Raw genomic sequence first — 18,092 nt, forward strand, 5'->3', positions numbered from 1 at the left:
CCCCCTAGCCTCTGCGCGGCTTCGCATCGCGAACGCCGTTCGCAGCCGCACGTCGGTGCTCGGGACGCGCTCCGAGGAGGTGTTCGCCATGCGCAACCGCGACATGTGAAGCCACCTTTCACTCCATCGTCCCGGACCGAGTGTTCACCGTACGTGCCCGCTGTCTAGCGGGCCGCAGCCGAGGGGCCCTTCATGTTTGACAATCGCGATATGTGATGGCTCCGTTTCAGATCGCCACCGCCTCCGGGTCGTGCCGGGAGCGGGCCCGTCGCCAGGCCACGGTCGCCTGCGTCGCGAGCAGCAGGCCGATGCCGCCCGCGCCCGCGATGGTCGCCGTGACCGACCCGATGGAGTGGGCCACGACGCCGGCCAAGGCCATGCCGCCGCCCTGCGACGAGCGCAGCGCCGCCCGGCCGATGCCGTACGCCCGGCCCCGGTACGCGTCGGGCAGGATGCGCATCCACGCCGACCGCGCCGGCGTGTGGTACGCCCCGGCCATACCGGCGATGACCAGCAGCGCGATGGTCCAGGTCAGGTTCGGGTCCAGCGCGAACATGACCAGCGGCGCGAGCGACAGGATCGCCAGCGGGCCGATGAGCCGCTCGCGCTTGGCCGGGTCGCGCACCAGCCGGAACAGCAGCGCGACGCCCAGCACGTTGGCCGCGGGTTCGATGGCCAGGATCAGGCCGACGGCCCAGATCGCGCCCAGGTCCGCCGCCAGCGGCACGGCCAGCCCCTCGGGGACCATGGCGAGCCCGGCGAGCAGGCGCATGCCCATCAGGCTGCGCAGCCGGGGCTCGGTGACCAGGAGCGTGAACGCGCCCCTGGGCCCTTCGGGATCCCGATGCGCGCCCAGCGGGTCGGCCGCGGGCCGGTGCCGCACCGACAGCTGCACCAGGACCGCCACGAGCACGAACGTGACCGCGTTGGCGGCGAGCGCCACCCGCGGGCCCGCGCCGGTCACCAGGAAGCCCGCCGCGGCCAGGCCGGCCATCTGCGCCACGTCCACCGACGTGCCGAACAGCGCCACGCCGTCGTCGTAGCGCTTCTCCGGCAGCACGGTCGGCAGGCTCGCCTCCTGGGCCGCCAGGAACGGCGACGAGATCATCAGCACCAGCACCAGCAGCGCGATCATCAGCCACAGCGGCACGCCGGGCACGGCCATCAGGCCCATCAGCGCGGCCTGGAGCCAGGCGCAGCAGACCATCACCGTGCGCCGGGGGAAGCGGTCGGCGACCCAGCCCAGCAGCGGGCCGGAGACCAGCGGCGGGAACAGGGTCAACGACCAGGTCAGCGCCGTCCAGGCCGGTGACCGGGTGCGCTCGAACACCAGGAGGGACAGCGCCACGGCCGCGAGCTGGTCGCCCACGGTGGACACCGTCGAACCGATCCACATGCCGCGGAACTCGCGGTTGCCCACGAGCGCGCGGACGGTGCCCCCGGATGTCACGGGCGCCCCGGGCCGGTCGGCCCCGCTGAGTGAGTCACGTTACCCCCACCCGAAGTAACAATTCCCTCGGTTAGCACGGTAGAAGCTGCCGGAAGTGCAATCTCTGTCCTACCACAGTGTGTACCCGAACGGAGCAGGTCGGTTACATAAAGTAGTTACAATAGCGAAAAACGGGCGACTTCTTCTTGACAGTTGACCGTTCGTTACCCCCGGTGAGCAATACTCGCCTACCCTGTGTCGGGGTGCGGGCCGATTGGGGCGCCCGCCGCTGGTCCGACCGGGTCAGCGCGTTCTGCCGGTCGCCGGGCCGGTTCGGCGCCGGTCGGCGTGCCAATTGTTCCGGTCCGGGGACGGTGATGATCTTCAGAACTGGTAGTACAGGAACGGGCTGAACGTACCGCTCGCGATCAGGATCGCCGCGTACGCCACGCCCGCCGTCATCAGCGACACCCTGGCCACCGTGGCCGTCCGCGCCCGGGACGCCTCCAGGTAGGGGCCGGTGACCGGCGAGTTCGGCACCACGAGGACGGCCAGCGCGACCAGGAGCAGGGCGACGCGCTGATTGGTCGCGGCCGCCGCCACGGCCTCGGTCGGGCCCCCGAAATCCGGCCACAACAAGTGGCCGGTGATTGTGAACGCCGTACCGAGATCGGGCGACCGGAAGAAGACCCAGCCGATAAGCACCAGCAGCACCGTCAGCGCCCGGCGCGCAATTCGGGCGCCCGTAGCGGCGGGCGCGGATTCCCACCCGAAACGGCGTTCCAGGACCAGCAGGGCGCCGTGGAAGAGGCCCCAAACCAGGAACGTCCAGTTGGCCCCGTGCCAGAAACCGGTGAGCACGAAAACAACCGTCAGGTTGCGGTAGGTGCGCAGCACGCCGCCGCGGTTGCCGCCCAGCGGGATGTAGACGTAGTCGCGGAACCAGCGGGACAGCGACATGTGCCAGCGGCGCCAGAACTCGGTGACGGTGACCGAGGAGTACGGGCGCGCGAAGTTCTCCGGCAGCCGGAAGCCCAGCATCCGGCCCAGGCCGATGGCCATGTCCGAGTAGCCGGAGAAGTCGAAGTAGAGCTGGAGCGTGTAGGCGATCGCGCCCAGCCACGCCACGGCGCTGGTCATCTCGTCGCCCGGGGTGGCGAAGCAGGCGTCGACCACGGGGGCCAGCGAGTCGGCGACGATCACCTTCTTGCACAGGCCCAGCGCGAAGCGGGGGAAGCCCGCGGCGATGTCGTCCAGGCGGTGCGTGCGCTCCTGCGGCAGCTGGTCGGCGATCTCCCGGAACCGCACGATCGGCCCGGCGACCAGCTGCGGGAACATCGCGATGTAGGTGACGAAGGAGACCGGGTCGCGCAGCGCCGGTCGCTCGCCGCGGTAGACGTCCACCACGTAGGAGATGTGGTGGAAGGTGTAGAAGGAGATGCCGATCGGCAGCGCCAGCTCCACCACCGGCAGGTCGGCGCCCACCACCGAGGCGATGTCGTGCAGCTGCTGGGTGGCGAACCCGGCGTACTTCCAGACCAGCAGCACGCCCAGGTCGACCGCGATCGTGCCGACCAGCACCAGCCGCCGGTCACCCGGCGTGCCCGGCTCCAGCCGCCGCCCGGCCAGGTAGTTGACCACCATGCACCCGACCAGCAGCAGCGTCGTGCCGCCCGCGCCGGACACGTAGAACAGCAGGCTTGCCACCGCGACCACGGCGTTGCGCCGGTTCCGGGGTGCCACGAGGACGGCCGCGAGCACGACCGGCAGGAAGAACCACAGGAACAGGGGCGTGGCGAAGGACATCGCCGCAGACTCTAACCGCCGCTCCGGCACCCCGAAGCGAAACCGCCCACCTCGCACCACCCCGAACGCAGAACTCGGGGGTCCGGAAGGTTCGACACGACGGTCCGGAAGGTTCGACTCGCGCGAGTCGAACCTTCACGACCCCCGTGTCGAACGTTCCGGACCGGTGAGTTCTGCGTTCGGGTCAGGCGCGGGTGGCCTGGCGGCGGCGGCGGGCCACTTCGGCCAGCACGACGCCGGCGGCGACCGAGGCGTTCAGGGACTCGACGCCCGCGGCCATGGGGATGGAGACGGTCTGGTCGCACGTCTCGCGCACCAGGCGGGACAGGCCGCGGCCCTCGGAGCCCACCACGACGACCAGCGGGCCGGTCGCCAGGTCGAGGCCGTCGACGTCGACCGTGCCGTCCGCGTCCAGGCCCACGACCATCAGCCCGGCCTCGGCCCACTCCTTGAGCTGGCGGGTCAGGTTGGTGGCGATCGCGATCGGCATCCGCGCCGCCGTGCCCGCGCTGGTCCGCCACGCCACCGCGGTGACGCCCGCCGACCGGCGCTGCGGCAGCACGACCCCGTGCGCCCCGAACGCCGCCGCCGACCGCACCACGGCACCGAGGTTGCGCGGGTCGGTCACGCCGTCCAGCGCCACCAGCAGCGGCGGGACGCCGGACTCGGTGGCGATCTTGAGCAGGTCGCGCGGCTCGGCGTACTCGTACGGCGGCACCTGGAGGCCCAGGCCCTGGTGCATCGCGCCGCCGGTGATCCGGTCCAGCTCGCCGCGCTGCACCTCCAGCACGGAGATGCCGCGCGCCGCCGCCAGTTGCACCGCCTCGGTGACCCGGTCGTCGGCCTCGACGCCCAGCGCCACGTACAGCGCGGTCGCCGGGATCTCCGCCCGCAGGCACTCCACGACGGGGTTGCGCCCGGCCACGATCTCCGGCGCGTTCTCCGCCTGCTTGCGCCGCTGCGAGCGCTGCTGCTCGGCCTTGGCCGCCGCGTTCGCGCGCTTGTGCGCCGGGTGGTTGGGCCGGTCGACGGCCTTCGGCGTCGGGCCCTTGCCGCGCAGGCCCTTGGCCTTCTGCCCGCCCGACCCGACGACCGCGCCCTTCTTGGAGCCGGGGTTGCGCATCGCACCCCGGCGCTTGGAGTTACCCGCCACGAGCTCAGTCGTCCTTCAGAGTCCACATCGGACCGTCGGGGGTGTCCTCGACGGCGATCCCGGCCAGGAGCAGGTGGTCGCGCAGGGCGTCCGCCCGGGCGAAGTCCCGCTCCTTCCGGGCCTGCTGCCGCTCCTCCAGCAGCCGGTCCACCAGCGCGCCCAGGGCCCGCCTGCCCGCGCCGCCACCGGAGGAGGACGCGTCGTGCCACTGCGGCGACAGCGGGTCCAGGCCGAGCAGGTCGGTCATCGCCCGCACCGAACCGGCGGCCGCCCGGGCGCCCGCGTCGTCGCCCGACTCCAGCGCCGTGTTGCCCTCGCGCACCCGCTTGTGCACGGCGGCCAGCGCGCCGGGCGTGCCGATGTCGTCGTCCATCGACGCCACGAACTGCGGGGCCAGCTCGCCGCTGCTCTCCACGGCCCCGGTCCGCTCGACCACGCGCCGCAGGAACGACTCGACCCGCCGGTACGCCGACACGGACTCGTCCAGCGCCTCGGGCGAGTACTCGATGTTCGACCGGTAGTGCGGGCCGACCAGGTAGTAGCGCAGCTCGGGCGCCCGCACCTTCTCCAGCATCACCGGGATGGACACGGTGTTGCCCAGCGACTTCGACATCTTCTCGCCGCTGAGCGTCACCCACGCGTTGTGCATCCAGTAGCGGGCGAACCCGTCGCCGGCCGCGCGCGACTGCGCCTGCTCGTTCTCGTGGTGCGGGAAGATCAGGTCGATGCCGCCGCCGTGGATGTCGAACGTGCCGCCCAGGTACGCGGTCGCCATGGCCGAGCACTCCAGGTGCCAGCCCGGCCGCCCCGCGCCCCACGGCGTCGGCCACGACGGCTCGCCCGGCTTGGCGCCCTTCCACAGGGTGAAGTCGCGCGGGTCGCGCTTGCCGGTCGCCGCGGACTCGCCCTGCGCCACGTCGTCGAGCCTCTGCCCGGACAGCGCGCCGTACCCGGGGAACGAGGTCACCGAGAAGTACACGTCGCCGTCCGCGGCGTACGCGTGGCCCTTCTCGATCAGCCGGTCCATCAGCTCGACCATCTGCGTCACGTGGCCGGTGGCGCGCGGCGAGTACGACGCGGGCAGGCAGCCGAGCGCGTCGTAGGCGTCGTCGAACGCCCGCTCGTGCCGGTAGGCCCACTCCCACCAGGTCGCGTCGTTCTCGGCGGCCTTGGAGAGGATCTTGTCGTCGATGTCGGTGACGTTGCGCACCAGGTGCACGGTCGAGCCGTCGCGGCCCAGCCAGCGGCGCAGCACGTCGAAGTTCAGGCCGCTGCGCACGTGGCCGATGTGCGGGACGCCCTGCACGGTGGCCCCACAGACGTAGATCGACGCCGTTCCGCTGGTCTGCGGGACGAACTCCCGCATCGACCGGGTCGCGGTGTCGAACAGGTGGAGGCTCACACGCGAATGGTACGGGCGACGGCGAGGGGGTATTGAATCGGCCGGTCAAATGTGCTTTCGGAGCACCTGCAGCAACGCGTCCGGCCGGCTGCCCGTCGGCAGCGGCTCCACGATCTCCACCGCGCACCCGATCGCCGCCGCGCCGCCGTCGGCCTCCGGGCTGTCGCCGACCATCAGCGCCTCGCTCGGGTGCACGCCGAGCCGGTCGCAGGCGACGCGGAACAGCTTGGGGTCAGGCTTGACGAAGCCCTCCTCGTAGGAGAGGACGTACTCGTCCACGCGGTGCTCGACGCCGTGCCGGGCGAACACGGCGCGGATGTCCCACGCGATGTTGCTGACCACGGCGGTGGGCAGCTCGGTGCCCAGGGCCTGCGCCGTGTCGGGGTAGGGCTGCCAGAACGCCGGGCTGCACAGGTTGGCGTAGAACGCGGCCGGGTCGGGCGCGCCGGCCCCGGCGAGCACCGCCAGGTGCAGGTCGCGGTGGACGACCGGGTCCAGGTCGCGGCGCTCCCACTGCGCCTCGTCGACGTCGAGGCCCTCGGCCACGCCGACCGGCGCGGTCAGCGCCCGCATCAGCTCGGCGTGCGCGGTCAGGGAGTCGTGCTCCAGGCGGAAGAGGGTGCCGGAGAAGTCGAAGAGGACGGCGCGGATCGTCACACCGTCACGCTACGAGGTCTGGACCTGTCGTGGCGGCGACCGAGAGCAGGCTCACCAGTCGAGACGAGACCGGCTTCGGGAATCCCGGCCACCGGGACGGCCGCCTTCGGGGGCACCGGCGCGGGGGCGGACCGCCGCTAGGCCGCGTTGCCGGTGACCCTCGTCGGCGTGAGGCGGAGCACCACGCGCACCTTCCCCGGCCCGTCCGGCGGGAAGTCGCGGCCGACGTACTTGTGGGCCAGGGCGTCGACCAGCTCGCGGCCGGTGTCCTCGGTGATGGTCACCGTGCCCCGGACCTCCGCGTACACCTCGGGGTCGGCGCTGCTCCAGATGCTCGCGCTGGCCCGCGGGTCGCGGCGCAGGTTCCGCTCCTTCGCCCGGTCCAGCAGGGTGGAGAAGAGCAGGTCGTCCCCGTCGCGGGTGACCCAGACGACCGAGGTCTGCGGGCTGCCGTCGGGGTTGAGGGTGGCCAGCACGGCGTAGTTGCGGCCGTCGACCAGGTCGCGCGTCGCGGGGCTGAGGGTGACCGCCATGTCGATCACCCTAGTCCGCGGGCGCCTCCAGCGGCACCAGCAGCGCGGTCGCCACGGCGGCGATGCCCTCGCCGCGCCCGGTCAGCCCGAGGCCGTCCGTGGTGGTGCCGCTCACCGACACCGGACCGCCCACCGCCTCCGACAGGACCCGCTGCGCCTCGTCGCGGCGCTTGCCGACCTTGGGCGCGTTGCCGATGACCTGCACGGCGGCGTTGCCCACCCGGTAACCCGCCCCGGTCAGCAGCCGCCGCACCTCGGCCAGGAAGTCCACGCCGTGCCGCCCGGACCACCGCGGGTCGCTCGTGCCGAACACCGCGCCGAGGTCGCCCAGCCCGGCGGCCGACAGCAGCGCGTCGCACAGCGCGTGCGCGGCCACGTCGCCGTCCGAGTGGCCGGCGCAGCCGTCCGCGCCGTCCCACCGCAGGCCGACCAGCCAGCACTCGCGGCCGGCCTCGACCTGGTGGACGTCCGTGCCGATGCCCACCCTGGGGATCACGGGGTTCCTCCGGACCCGGCCAGCAGCGCCTCGGCGACCGCCAGGTCGAACTTCGTGGTGACCTTCATCGCGTCCGGGTGGCCGGGCACCGTGACCACCGGCACGCCCAGCCGCTCCACCAGGCCGGCGTCGTCGGTGGCGTGCAGGCCCGACTCGTGCGCCCGCAGCAGCACGCGCGCGTCGAAGCCCTGCGGTGTCTGCACCACGCGCAAAGCCGCCCGATCGGGTGTGGCCACCACCACTCCGGTGGAATCGACCTGCTTGACCGTGTCCGCGACCGGCAGCACCGGGATCACGGCCGGGTGGCCCGCGGCCACCGCGTCGACCACCGCACCCACCACGCTCGGCGGGGTGAACGCCCGAGCGGCGTCGTGGACCAGGACGATCGAGGTGTCGGGTATCTCACGCAGCGCGTGGGTCAGCGCCAGGCGCACCGAGTCGGAGCGCTCCGCACCACCGGCCACCACGTACACCGCCCCGCCGGCCTGGGCCAACGGGGCGGTGACGGTGCTGACTGCGTCCACATCGGACGGGGGTGCGGCGATCACCACGTGCCGCACGCGGCCGGACGCCAGCAGGCCGCGCACCGCGCGCACGAGCAACGGGACGCCGTCGACCGGGACCAGCGCCTTGGGCATGCCGTAGCCCAACCGCTCACCCCGGCCCGCCGCGGGCACGAGCGCGACCACACCCATGTTCGCGGCTTTCCGAGTTGTTCCCTTGAACGATCAGGACGCGGTGGCGAGGACTTCGTCGAGCAGGACCTCGGCCTTGTCCTCGTCGGTGCCCTCGGCCAGCGCCAGTTCGCTGACCAGTATCTGTCGAGCCTTCGCCAGCATCCGCTTCTCACCAGCGGACAGACCGCGATCCTTCTCGCGCCGCCAGAGGTCCCGCACCACCTCGGCCACCTTGTTCACGTCGCCGGAGGCGAGCTTCTCCAGGTTGGCCTTGTACCGCCGGGACCAGTTGGTCGGCTCCTCGGTGTGCGGAGCACGCAAGACCTCGAAGACCTTGTCGAGACCCTCCTGGCCGACGACGTCGCGAACGCCCACGATCTCGGCGTTGTCGGCGGGGACGCGGACCGTGAGGTCGCCCTGGGCAACCTTGAGGACGAGGTACTTCTTCTCCTCGCCCTTGATCACGCGGGTCTCGATCGCTTCGATGAGGGCGGCACCGTGGTGCGGGTAGACGACGGTCTCTCCGACCTTGAAAACCATGTGTCCTCTGCCCCTTTCGCTAACCCCATCCTAACACGCCGAGCAATCCCCTCTTCGGCGTCCGGAGATCGGTTCGCGCTGGTCAGGGCCGCGCGGGGGGTTGACAAATCACCCGGTCGCATGCAACGGGCCAGGTCGATCTTGCTCCACTGTGGACGGGAGATCACCACCGAAGGGGCACCACGTGCCGCCGACCCGGCGCTGCCCCGTTAGGCTCCCCCACTGGTGGTCGCACCGCTCCCTACCGGGTGCGACCCGCCTCGTCAGCAGACCGGGAAGGATGCGAGCAGCCGTGGGTCGCGCACACCAGAAGTCCCCAGCGCCTCGTCGCCTGGCCGTCGCGGCCGCGGTGGCGGCGGGCCTCGGCTTGATCGCCGCAGGTTGCAGCGCGGGTCAGATCACCCAGACCGACCAGCAGGTCGCGGCGGTGAACGGCGCGAGCGGCGGTATCGGCCCCATCGCGGTCCGCGACGCGCAGCTGCTGTTCCCGGTCGAGCACGCCGCGTACGAGCAGGGCGACGACGCCCCGGTGACCGTGCTCATCTCGAACAACGGCACCGAGACCGACAAGCTGCTGGCCGTGACCAGCGACGCCGCCGCGCCCGCCGCGCTCGACGGCGACACGCTGCTGGAGGCGGGCTCCGCGATCCTCGCCGAGGCCGACCAGGACGACCTGGGCGGGCACTCCAGCTCCACCGCCTCGGCCTCGGCCTCGTCGAGCCCGTCCGGCTCGTCGGCGGCGTCCGTGACGAGCACCACGGTGTCCTCTGTCGCGGGTTCCCCCACCACTGGTTCCCCGGTCACGGGTTCCTCCGCGCCCGGCACCACCGCGTCGGGTGCCACCACGACCACGAAGGCCGACAGCAACTCGATCTCCAACAACCCGCCGACGACGCCGACCAAGACGCCCGCCGCGATCCCGCCGAGCGAGCCCGGTCAGGTGAAGATCGTGCTCAAGGGGCTGAAGCAGCAGATCCGGCCCGGCCAGACCATCCGGGTGCGGTTCCTGTTCGAGAAGGCGGGCGAGCTGGTCCTGGACGTGCCGATCGGCGCCTCCCCGGAGCCGCGCCCCGAGGGCGAGTCCTCCGGCGGGCACTGACCCGCGCCCGACCGGTCCGGCGGGCACCGACCCGCCCCGACCGAACGATGACCCGGCCCGGAGCCCGTGAGGCTCCGGGCCGGCTCTGTCGGTGGTCCCGGCTAACCTCCGGCACCGTGGCGAAGACAGCGCGGGTGGCCAGGCCGACGTACCGGTGCGCCGAGTGCGGGCACGAGGTGGCGAAGTGGGTCGGCCGCTGCCCGGAGTGCCAGGCATGGGGCACGGTCGAGGAGCGGGGCGTCTCCCGGGCCGCCCGGGTGGTGGCCGGCGCGCCCAGCGCACCGGCCCGCCCCATCGGGGAGGTCGACGTCGAGTCGGCGCGTGCTCAGCGCACCGGCGTCGACGAGCTGGACCGCGTGCTGGGCGGCGGCCTGGTGCCGGGCGCGGTGGTCCTGCTGGCGGGTGAACCCGGCGTGGGCAAGTCCACCCTCCTGCTGGAGGTCGCCTACCAGTGGGCGGCCAAGGGCGGGCGCCCCTCCCTCTACATCACCGGCGAGGAGTCGGCGGGCCAGGTCCGGCTGCGCGCCGAGCGGACCGGCAACATCCACGGCGCCATGTACCTGGCCGCCGAGAGCGACCTGGGCGCGGTCCTGGGGCAGATCGAGGCCGTCGACCCCGGCGTGCTGATCGTCGACTCCGTGCAGACCATGTCCTCGCCCGAGGTGGACGGCGTCCCCGGCGGCGTCACCCAGGTCCGCTCGGTCACCGCGACGCTGGTCGCCGTGGCCAAGGAGCGCTCGCTGCCGATCGTGCTGGTGGGCCACGTCACCAAGGACGGCTCGGTGGCCGGTCCCCGGGTGCTGGAGCACCTGGTGGACGTGGTGCTCCAGTTCGAGGGCGACCGCCACTCCAGCCTGCGCCTGGTCCGGGGCATCAAGAACCGCTTCGGCGCGGCCGACGAGGTCGGCTGCTTCGAGCTGCGCGACGACGGCATCGTCGGCGTCCCCGACCCGTCCGGGCTGTTCCTCAACCGCCGCGAGCAGGACGTCACCGGGACGGCGGTCACCGTGGTGGTGGAGGGCAAGCGGCCGCTGCTGGGCGAGGTGCAGGCGCTGGTCACGCCCACGAACCTGCCCTCACCCAGGCGGGCGGTCAGCGGGCTCGACTCGGCGCGCGTGGCCATGGCGCTGGCCGTGCTGGAGAAGCGCGGGCGGATGGCCATGCACAACAAGGACGTGTTCACCGCCACGGTCGGCGGCATGCGGCTCACCGAGCCCGCGGTGGACCTCGCGGTGGCACTGGCCGTCGCCTCGGCGGCCACGGACACGCCGCTGCCGCACGACCTGGTGGTGGTCGGCGAGGTCGGCCTGTCGGGCGAGCTGCGCCGCGTCAACGGGGTGGGCCGCAGGCTGACCGAGGCCGCCCGGCTGGGCTACACCAAGGCCCTCGTGCCGCCGGACGCGGGACCGCTGCCGGGTGAGACGCGGGCGCTGGTCGCGCACGACCTGCTGGAAGCGCTCCACCTGTTGAAGCTGCGGAAGTAGGGCACGCGCCACGTCCCGGCGGAGCGCGTCGCGCGCCTCGGGGACAGCGCTTCGCGCGGCCCCGGGGCAGTGGACGCGCCGATCCGCCACCGGAGCCGTGCCGCGGGTCGCAGGGGGACCGCGTCGCGCGCCCCGAAACGGCGAACGCGCCCGGCCCCCTCGGGGACCGGGCGCGTTCGACGCCGCGGAATTACCGCTTTCCGGTGAACTACTTGCCGGCGGCCAGCAGCTGGGCGCAGCGGATCAGGCCCAGGTGGCTGTACGCCTGCGGGTGGTTGCCCAGCGAGCGCTCCGCGATCGGGTCGTACTCCTCGGGCAGCAGCCCGGTCGGCCCGGCCGCGTCGACCATCTGCGCGAACAGCTCCTCGGCCTCGGTGCGGCGACCGGTGAGCAGGTAGGACTCGATCATCCACGCCGCGCACAGGTGGAAGCCGCCCTCGTCGCCGGGCAGGCCGTCGTCGCGCCGGTAGCGGTAGACGGTCGACCCGGAGCGCAGCTCGGCCTCGATCGCGGTGACGGTGGCCTGGAACCGGTCGTCGGTGGGGTCGATCAGGCCGGACAGGCCCACGTGCAGCGACGCCGCGTCGAGGTCGTCGCCGTCGTAGGCGGTGGTGAAGGACTGCGCGTCCTCGCTCCACCCCTGCTTGAGCACGTCACCCGCGATGGTGTCGCGCAGCACCGGCCACGACGGGTCGACCTCCCGGCCGTAGGACTCGGCCAGCTTCACCGCCCGGTCCAGGGTCACCCAGCACATGACCTTCGAGTACACGTGGTGGCGCGGCGCGTGCCGCTCCTCCCAGATGCCGTGGTCGGGCTCGTGCCAGCGGCGGGCGACCGCCTCGGCCATCGCCTGCACCATCCGCCAGTCCTGGTCGGTGAGCGAGCCGCGCGCGGTGGCCAGCTGCGCCACCAGGTCCACCACCGGGCCGAACACGTCGAGCTGGACCTGCTGGTTGGCCAGGTTGCCCACGCGCACCGGCCGCGACCCGGCGTACCCGGGCAGCGTGTCGATGACCGCCTCGGCGCCGAGCATGGTGCCCTGGAGCGTGTAGAGCGGGTGCAGGCGCTCCGGGCCGGGCAGGGTCGCCAGGACCCCGTGCAGCCACTTCAGGAACGCCTCGGCCTCGCCCAGCGAGCCCACCGACACCAGCGCCTGGGCGGTCAGCGCCGCGTCGCGCAGCCAGCAGTACCGGTAGTCCCAGTTGCGGATGCCGCCCAGCTCCTCGGGCAGCGAGGTGGTGGCGGCGGCCATGATGGCGCCGGTGTCGTGGTGCACCAGGCCCTTGAGCGTCAGCGCCGAGCGCAGCACCAGGTCCGGCTCGACCGCGGGCAGCTTGAGCGTGGCGGCCCAGTCCGACCAGAACGCGCCCGCGCGGGCGCGCCGCTCGGGCTCGCCCAGGGTGGCCTCGGACAGGTCGTCGGTGCCGCAGCGCAGCTCCAGCAGGATCGCCGCGCCCTCGCGCGGGCGGACCACGGCGGTGGCGGTCTCCTGCTGGCCGTCGGAGGTGATCTGCCAGTCCACGCCCGGCGAGCGCAGCACCATCGGCTCGGAGGTGCCCACGATGCGCAGGCCCTCGCGCTCGCGCAGCAGCCGCACCGGGACCTGGCCGAACTCCGGCCGCGGCGCGAAGGTGATCACCGCGTTGGTCGAGCCCGAGATGCGCCGCACCAGGTCGGTGCGGTGCGCGGGCGCGTCGTGGTCGAGGTAGTCGGTGACCAGCAGCCGCGACCAGCGGGTCTCCACGATCATGGTGCCCGGCACGTAGCGCTGGCCCAGCGGCAGCGACCCGTGCTCGGGCTTGATGGTGAAGTGGCCCGCGGACGGGCCGCCGAGCAGGTCGGCGAACACCGCCGCCGAGTCCGGCTCGGGGTGGCACAGCCAGTTGACCCGGGCATCGGGCGTCAGCAGCGCCACCGAGCGCTCGTTGGCCAGCATGGTCAGCCGCTCGATCGGCACGGCCTGGTCGCCGTGCAGCCAGGCGCGGCGCTCCTCCAGCAGGAACGCCAGCACGGTGGCCACGTCGAGGGTGTCCTTGACGAAGTACTCGGCCAGCGACTCGCCCTCGCCGACCTTGATGCCCACGTCGGGGCCGGTCAGCCGGGCGAACGCCTTCTCGTCGGTCACGTCGTCGCCGACGAAGATCGCGGCGGTGGCCGAGGCGCGGTGCCGCAGCACGTCCAGGGCGTGGCCCTTGTCCGTCTGCACCACGGCCAGCTCGATCACCGCCTTGCCCTCGGTGACCTGCACGCCGTCCCAGGTGGCCGGGCCGGTGCGCACGGCGTCGAGCACGCGCTCGCCGACGGCGGGGTCGGCGCGGCGGACGTGCACCGCGATGCTCGCGGGCTTGACCTCCAGGCCGACGCCGTCCTTGCCCTCGACGACCTTCTCCAGCTCGTCTTCCAGGCGGCGGTGCAGTGCCCTGGCGTTGTCGTCCAGGGCGTGTACGAACCCGACGTCGAACTCGGAACCGTGCGAACCGACCAGGTGCACCTCGGACGGCAGGCGCGACAGGGTGGCCAGGTCGCGGAGCGCGCGTCCGGAGATCACCGCGGTGGTCGTCTCGTGGAGAGCGGCCAGCGAGCGCAGGGCGCCCACCGACTCGATGCGCGGGCGGGCGTCCTCGGGGTTCGCCACGATCGGAGCCAATGTCCCGTCGTAGTCGCAGGCGACCAGCAGGCGCGGTGTGCGCGCGAGCTGCACGATCGCACGGCGGAGTTCGGCGGGGAGGGCCTCGGCGGTCAACGCCCCTCCTCAATGCTCGGTGGGACAGGTCAGGGTGGTGGTCTGAACTGATTCAGATCGTGGTCTGCGTGCCCAGTGCATCAAGGAACGAACGTGCCCAGCGGTCGACGTCGTGCGTGAGGACTTGGCGTCGCAGCGCGCGCATCCTACGGCGACCTTCGGCCGGATCGAGCGTGAGGGCGGCTTCCAGCGCGTTTTTCACGCCGTCCAAATCGTGGGGGTTGACGAGGAACGCGCTCGTCAACTCGGCCGCCGCGCCCGCGAACTCCGAGAGCACCAGGGCGCCGCCGAGGTCGTAGCGCGTTGCCACGTATTCCTTGCAGACGAGGTTCATGCCGTCGCGCACCGGGGTCACCACCATGACGTCCGCGGCGGACATGAACGCGGTCAGCTCGCGCCGGTCGACCGATTGGTGCAGGTAGTGGACGATCGGGTGGCCGACGGTGGAGAACTCGCCGTTGATCCGGCCGACGATCTGCTCGATCTCGCTGCGCATCTGCTTGTAGTGCTCGACGCGCTCGCGGCTCGGCGTGGCGAGCTGGACCATGGTCACCTCGGTGGGGTCCACGCGCCCGTCGGCGAGCAATTCGTAGAGCGCGCGCAACCGGACGTCGATGCCCTTCGTGTAGTCGAGGCGATCGACACCCAACAAAATCTTCTTCGGGTTCCCGAGGTCTTCCCGAATTTTGCGGGCCTGCTTCTGCACGTCCCTGTCGCGCGCGAGCGCGTCGAGCCCCGCCGAGTCGATGGAGATCGGGAAAGCGCCGACGCGGACCGTGCGGTCGCCGACCTGGACCACGCCGGGCCGGGTGCGCACGCCGACCGCGCCGCGGCTGGGCTCCAGGCCCACCAGGCGCCGGGCCAGCCACAGGAAGTTCTGCGCGCCGCCGGGCCGGTGGAAGCCGACCAGGTCGGCGCCGAGCAGGCCGCGGATGATCTCGGTGCGCCACGGCAGCTGCATGAACAGCTCCACCGGCGGGAACGGGATGTGCAGGAAGAAGCCGATGCGCAGGTCCGGGCGCAGCTCGCGCAGCATCGCGGGCACCAGTTGGAGCTGGTAGTCCTGGACCCACACGGTCGCGCCCTGCGCGGCGACCTTCGCGGTCACGTCGGCGAAGCGCTGGTTCACCCGCACGTAGGCGTTCCACCACCGCCGGTGGAACGCGGGCGGCGCCACCACGTCGTGGTAGAGCGGCCACAGCGTGCCGTTGGAGAAGCCCTCGTAGTAGTCCGCGACCTCGGTGGCGGTCAGCGTCACCGGGTGCAGTTGCAGGCCGTCCTCCTCGAACGCCTCCACCTCGGCGTCCGCGATGCCCGGCCAGCCGACCCACGCGCCGCTGTGGGCCCGCAGGAACGGCTCCAGGGCGCTGACCAGGCCGCCGGGGCTGTGCTTCCAGCGCTGGGTGCCGTCTTCGAGGCGCTCCAGGTCAACCGGGAGGCGGTTGGCCACGACCAGGAACTCCGCGCCGTTCTCGCCAATGCTGCTCACCGGGTAGCGCCTCCTTGGGGATTCGTCTCGCCCACGTCGAGGTTAGTGGGAACGCGCAGGCTGGATGCCCTGTCGTCGGCCCCGTCACACTGTGTTGACTTGACGAAAGCTCATCAGGTGGGCAACGTCACGTGGAAAGCGGGTGATCAGCGCCCCACCTGCGAAGTCGGCCCCTCCGGCCGGTGCTCGCGGCGCGGGTCGCGGAACCCAAAGTTCACCTGGAACGACGCCTCCGGGCGGCCGTCCCGCCGCCGGGGACGGGTCGGGGGAGTGCCCGAAGGGGTGGCCGAGGGGACGGCGTCCCGGTTTTGTGCACGGACCGTGACGGCCGGGTGCCCGGTGGTGAACCGCGACGGGTGGTTCGGGCACCGCGTTACCCGGAGCGGGGCCCGGCGCGCGGCCGCCCGGGGTCCCGATCACCGGGCCCGCCCCGACCGGTGCGCCGCGCCAGGTTGCCGCATATTTACCTCTGTGTTGTGCGCCACCCTCGGACGAGGGACCTCGGTCGAGTGAGTTGATCACTGTGCGCTCAACACTGTTGATAGCGCTGGCCAGCGGTTTTGCGGTTTCCCGCAGCCACCCGGACGGTATCGTCAACCTCCGGACGGACCAATGGCGGGACACCGTGAGCAGACCGTTCGCCGCAGGTAATACCCCCTGCGGGCGCTTACGATGTTCGCGGCCTCCGGGCCGTGCCGGTGTAGCTCAATTGGCAGAGCGCTCGCCTTGTAAGCGAAAGGTTGCGGGTTCAAGTCCCGCCACCGGCTCCACGTCCGGCCTCCCCGCCGCCCGGGGAGGCGCGGAACGCGACCGCGACCCGCGCGGGGCACGGGCCGCGGTCGCGTCGGCGGATTCCCCGAGGCGGTCGTCCGGGGGCGGTCGTCCCGGGTGGACCACTCCGGCGGACCACCCCCGGCGGGTCACCCCGAGTCGGTCACTCGCGGTCGGTGACGACCTGGTAGGCCACGCCGCCCTGGTCCTCGCCGTCGACGAGCTGCACCAGGTTGGTCAGGTACTCGCCCGGCTGCTCGGGGGTGAAGGTCAGCTCCGTGGCGAACCGCTCGCCCGGCTCGACCCGCAGCCCGAGCAGGGCCGACCGCTTCGGGTCGAGCCGGAACGAGGTCTCGCCGACCTGCTTCACGCCCTCGGCCCGGCCGCCGCTCTCGCGCCACCGCTCCAGCAGGCGCGGCCCGAGGTCGATCACCACCTCGCCCGCCACCGGCTTCTCACCGGTCAGCACCAGGTCGGTCTTCACCGGCTGCCCGGTCGCGTTGCCCAGGGTGAACCAGGACCGCACCGGCTCCAGCACGCGACCCCGCACGGTCTGGAAGTTCCGCCACGCGATGTTGTTGTTGTTCTTGGTGTTGAGCGCCGTGTTCGGGCCCTCGGCGAACGTCATCGGGTCGGTCGCCGACACCCACCGCGCCAGCAGGCAGAAGTGGCCGGGCCCCGGGACGTTCACCCACGGCACCTTCACCACCGTTCCGCCCGCGGGCACGCTCACGGCCTGCTCGCCGACGGGCACCCAGTCGCCGCCGGTGGCGTCGTCCCACGTCGTCGAACCGCTCGGCGGCGTGCGGTAGACCTTCAGCGTGCCCAGCGCGGGCCCGACGCCGTACGGGTCGGCGTAGTGCAGCCGCACGTGGACGTAGTTCGTCGCGCCCACCACCGGCTGGATGCCGGCGCAGTCGGCCAGGCCCGGGCACACCTTGATGTCCGGGCTGTTCCACACCGTGCCGTTGGGGTTGGGCTCGGCCCCGGTGTCGGTGGTCTGGTCCCGCACGAACACGTCGGTGCGCTTGCAGTCCCGCAGGAACCGCTGGATCGCCGCGGCCGTGCCCGAACCGTCGGCGGCGGCCTGGGTGAACACGCCGCCGGTGGTGGTGGCGTAGTTCTGCATGATCGGCGTGATCGCGGCGCTGTAGGCCGTCGACGTGGGCACGTAGACCGACGAGATCTTCACGCCGCGCGCCAGGGCCTGGTTGGCCCGGGTCGACGCGTTGGCGACGTCGGCGGCGGTGTGGGCGTCGTCGAACCCGCCCGGCCGCGCGTCGGTCACCAGGACCACGACCTTCGTCGCGTTCGACCGCCACGCGCCGCCGAAGTCGGCGTTCTGCGGCCGCCCGGCCGCCGCGAGGTTGTTCACCACCGTGTTCAGGGCCTCGTCGGAGGCTTCGGGCTCGCCACCGCCACCGGCGGCGGCGAGCACGTTGGTGACGTAGTTGGTCACCTGCGCCGCGTTGCCCGCGGTCAGGGGCGCGTGCACGCCGATGTTGTCCTTGAAGGTCACCAGCCCGAGCCGGTAGTCACCGCCGGACGCGGCGACCACGTCGTTGACGATGCTGGTGATGCCGGTCTTCAGGTTGGCGATCGCACCGCCCATGCTGCCGGTGTCGTCGAGCACGAACGCCACGTCGAGCGGTCCGCACCGGCTCGCCGCCGGCGCCGCGACCGCGGCGGGGGCGGCCTGGACCGCGGTCAGGGCCAAGGCGACGGCCGCCAGCAGGGCGCCGCGTCTGTGAGGGGGACGCATCCAGTCGACCTCTTCCACTAGCGCTGCCGGACGCAGGGGTCCGGGTGCCCG

14 protein-coding genes and 1 tRNA gene are annotated in these 18,092 nt (G+C 72.5%); 3 read left to right on the forward strand and 12 right to left on the reverse strand.

The window, feature by feature from the left end:
* Positions 1-226 precede the first annotated feature (226 nt).
* The 9 genes from EKG83_RS01910 to EKG83_RS01950 form a co-directional block, all read right to left on the reverse strand.
* On the reverse strand, positions 227-1,450 hold the full coding sequence (locus EKG83_RS01910; protein ID WP_033432323.1) for an MFS transporter: 1,224 nt from the start codon (positions 1,448-1,450) through the stop codon (positions 227-229).
* Between the two features lie 363 nt (positions 1,451-1,813).
* The gene (locus EKG83_RS01915) at positions 1,814-3,235 is read right to left on the reverse strand and encodes an MBOAT family O-acyltransferase (RefSeq protein WP_033432322.1); all 1,422 of its coding nucleotides are present in this window, start codon (positions 3,233-3,235) and stop codon (positions 1,814-1,816) included.
* Between the two features lie 184 nt (positions 3,236-3,419).
* On the reverse strand, positions 3,420-4,388 hold the full coding sequence (gene rlmB, locus EKG83_RS01920; RefSeq protein WP_033432321.1) for a 23S rRNA (guanosine(2251)-2'-O)-methyltransferase RlmB: 969 nt from the start codon (positions 4,386-4,388) through the stop codon (positions 3,420-3,422).
* Between the two features lie 4 nt (positions 4,389-4,392).
* Positions 4,393-5,790: a cysteine--tRNA ligase gene (cysS, locus tag EKG83_RS01925; protein ID WP_033432320.1), complete on the reverse strand. Its 1,398-nt coding sequence runs from the start codon at positions 5,788-5,790 to the stop codon at positions 4,393-4,395.
* Positions 5,791-5,835: 45 nt separating this feature from the next.
* On the reverse strand, positions 5,836-6,447 hold the full coding sequence (locus tag EKG83_RS01930; protein ID WP_033432319.1) for an HAD family hydrolase: 612 nt from the start codon (positions 6,445-6,447) through the stop codon (positions 5,836-5,838).
* 137 nt (positions 6,448-6,584) lie between these two features.
* Positions 6,585-6,980, reverse strand: coding sequence for a PPOX class F420-dependent oxidoreductase (locus EKG83_RS01935; RefSeq protein ID WP_033432381.1), 396 nt, complete (start codon positions 6,978-6,980; stop codon positions 6,585-6,587).
* A gap of 10 nt (positions 6,981-6,990) precedes the next feature.
* On the reverse strand, positions 6,991-7,476 hold the full coding sequence (gene ispF / locus EKG83_RS01940; RefSeq protein ID WP_033432318.1) for a 2-C-methyl-D-erythritol 2,4-cyclodiphosphate synthase: 486 nt from the start codon (positions 7,474-7,476) through the stop codon (positions 6,991-6,993).
* Positions 7,473-8,171 (reverse strand): 2-C-methyl-D-erythritol 4-phosphate cytidylyltransferase, encoded by a 699-nt coding sequence (gene ispD, locus EKG83_RS01945; RefSeq protein ID WP_033432317.1) that lies wholly within the window; start codon positions 8,169-8,171, stop codon positions 7,473-7,475. Before ispD ends, ispF begins: the two co-directional genes overlap by 4 nt.
* 33 nt (positions 8,172-8,204) lie before the next feature.
* A complete protein-coding gene (locus tag EKG83_RS01950) occupies positions 8,205-8,693 on the reverse strand; it encodes a CarD family transcriptional regulator (RefSeq protein WP_012782996.1) in 489 nt (162 codons plus the stop codon).
* A 292-nt stretch (positions 8,694-8,985) separates the two neighbouring features.
* On the opposite strand from EKG83_RS01950, the gene EKG83_RS01955 reads away from it, so the two are divergent.
* Together EKG83_RS01955 and radA are read left to right on the forward strand one after the other, a co-directional pair.
* Positions 8,986-9,792 carry a copper chaperone PCu(A)C gene (locus tag EKG83_RS01955; protein ID WP_153277838.1) on the forward strand — a complete coding sequence of 269 codons (807 nt, stop codon included), beginning with the start codon at positions 8,986-8,988 and terminating at the stop codon, positions 9,790-9,792.
* A gap of 116 nt (positions 9,793-9,908) precedes the next feature.
* The gene (gene radA / locus EKG83_RS01960) at positions 9,909-11,276 is read left to right on the forward strand and encodes a DNA repair protein RadA (RefSeq protein ID WP_194282985.1); all 1,368 of its coding nucleotides are present in this window, start codon (positions 9,909-9,911) and stop codon (positions 11,274-11,276) included.
* 208 nt (positions 11,277-11,484) lie between these two features.
* On the opposite strand, the gene otsB is transcribed toward radA, so the two are convergent.
* Positions 11,485-14,019, reverse strand: coding sequence for a trehalose-phosphatase (otsB, locus tag EKG83_RS01965; RefSeq protein WP_033432315.1), 2,535 nt, complete (start codon positions 14,017-14,019; stop codon positions 11,485-11,487).
* A gap of 52 nt (positions 14,020-14,071) precedes the next feature.
* Positions 14,072-15,508 carry an alpha,alpha-trehalose-phosphate synthase (UDP-forming) gene (locus tag EKG83_RS01970; RefSeq protein WP_033432314.1) on the reverse strand — a complete coding sequence of 479 codons (1,437 nt, stop codon included), beginning with the start codon at positions 15,506-15,508 and terminating at the stop codon, positions 14,072-14,074.
* A 694-nt stretch (positions 15,509-16,202) separates the two neighbouring features.
* Here EKG83_RS01970 and EKG83_RS01975 point away from each other — a divergent pair.
* Positions 16,203-16,278 (forward strand) — tRNA-Thr (locus tag EKG83_RS01975).
* A gap of 164 nt (positions 16,279-16,442) precedes the next feature.
* Here EKG83_RS01975 and EKG83_RS01980 read toward each other — a convergent pair.
* Positions 16,443-18,041, reverse strand: coding sequence for a vWA domain-containing protein (locus tag EKG83_RS01980; RefSeq protein ID WP_033432379.1), 1,599 nt, complete (start codon positions 18,039-18,041; stop codon positions 16,443-16,445).
* Positions 18,042-18,092 lie beyond the last annotated feature (51 nt).

This window comes from Saccharothrix syringae (genome assembly GCF_009498035.1).
GTDB classification, from domain to species: Bacteria; Actinomycetota; Actinomycetes; order Mycobacteriales; family Pseudonocardiaceae; genus Actinosynnema; species Actinosynnema syringae.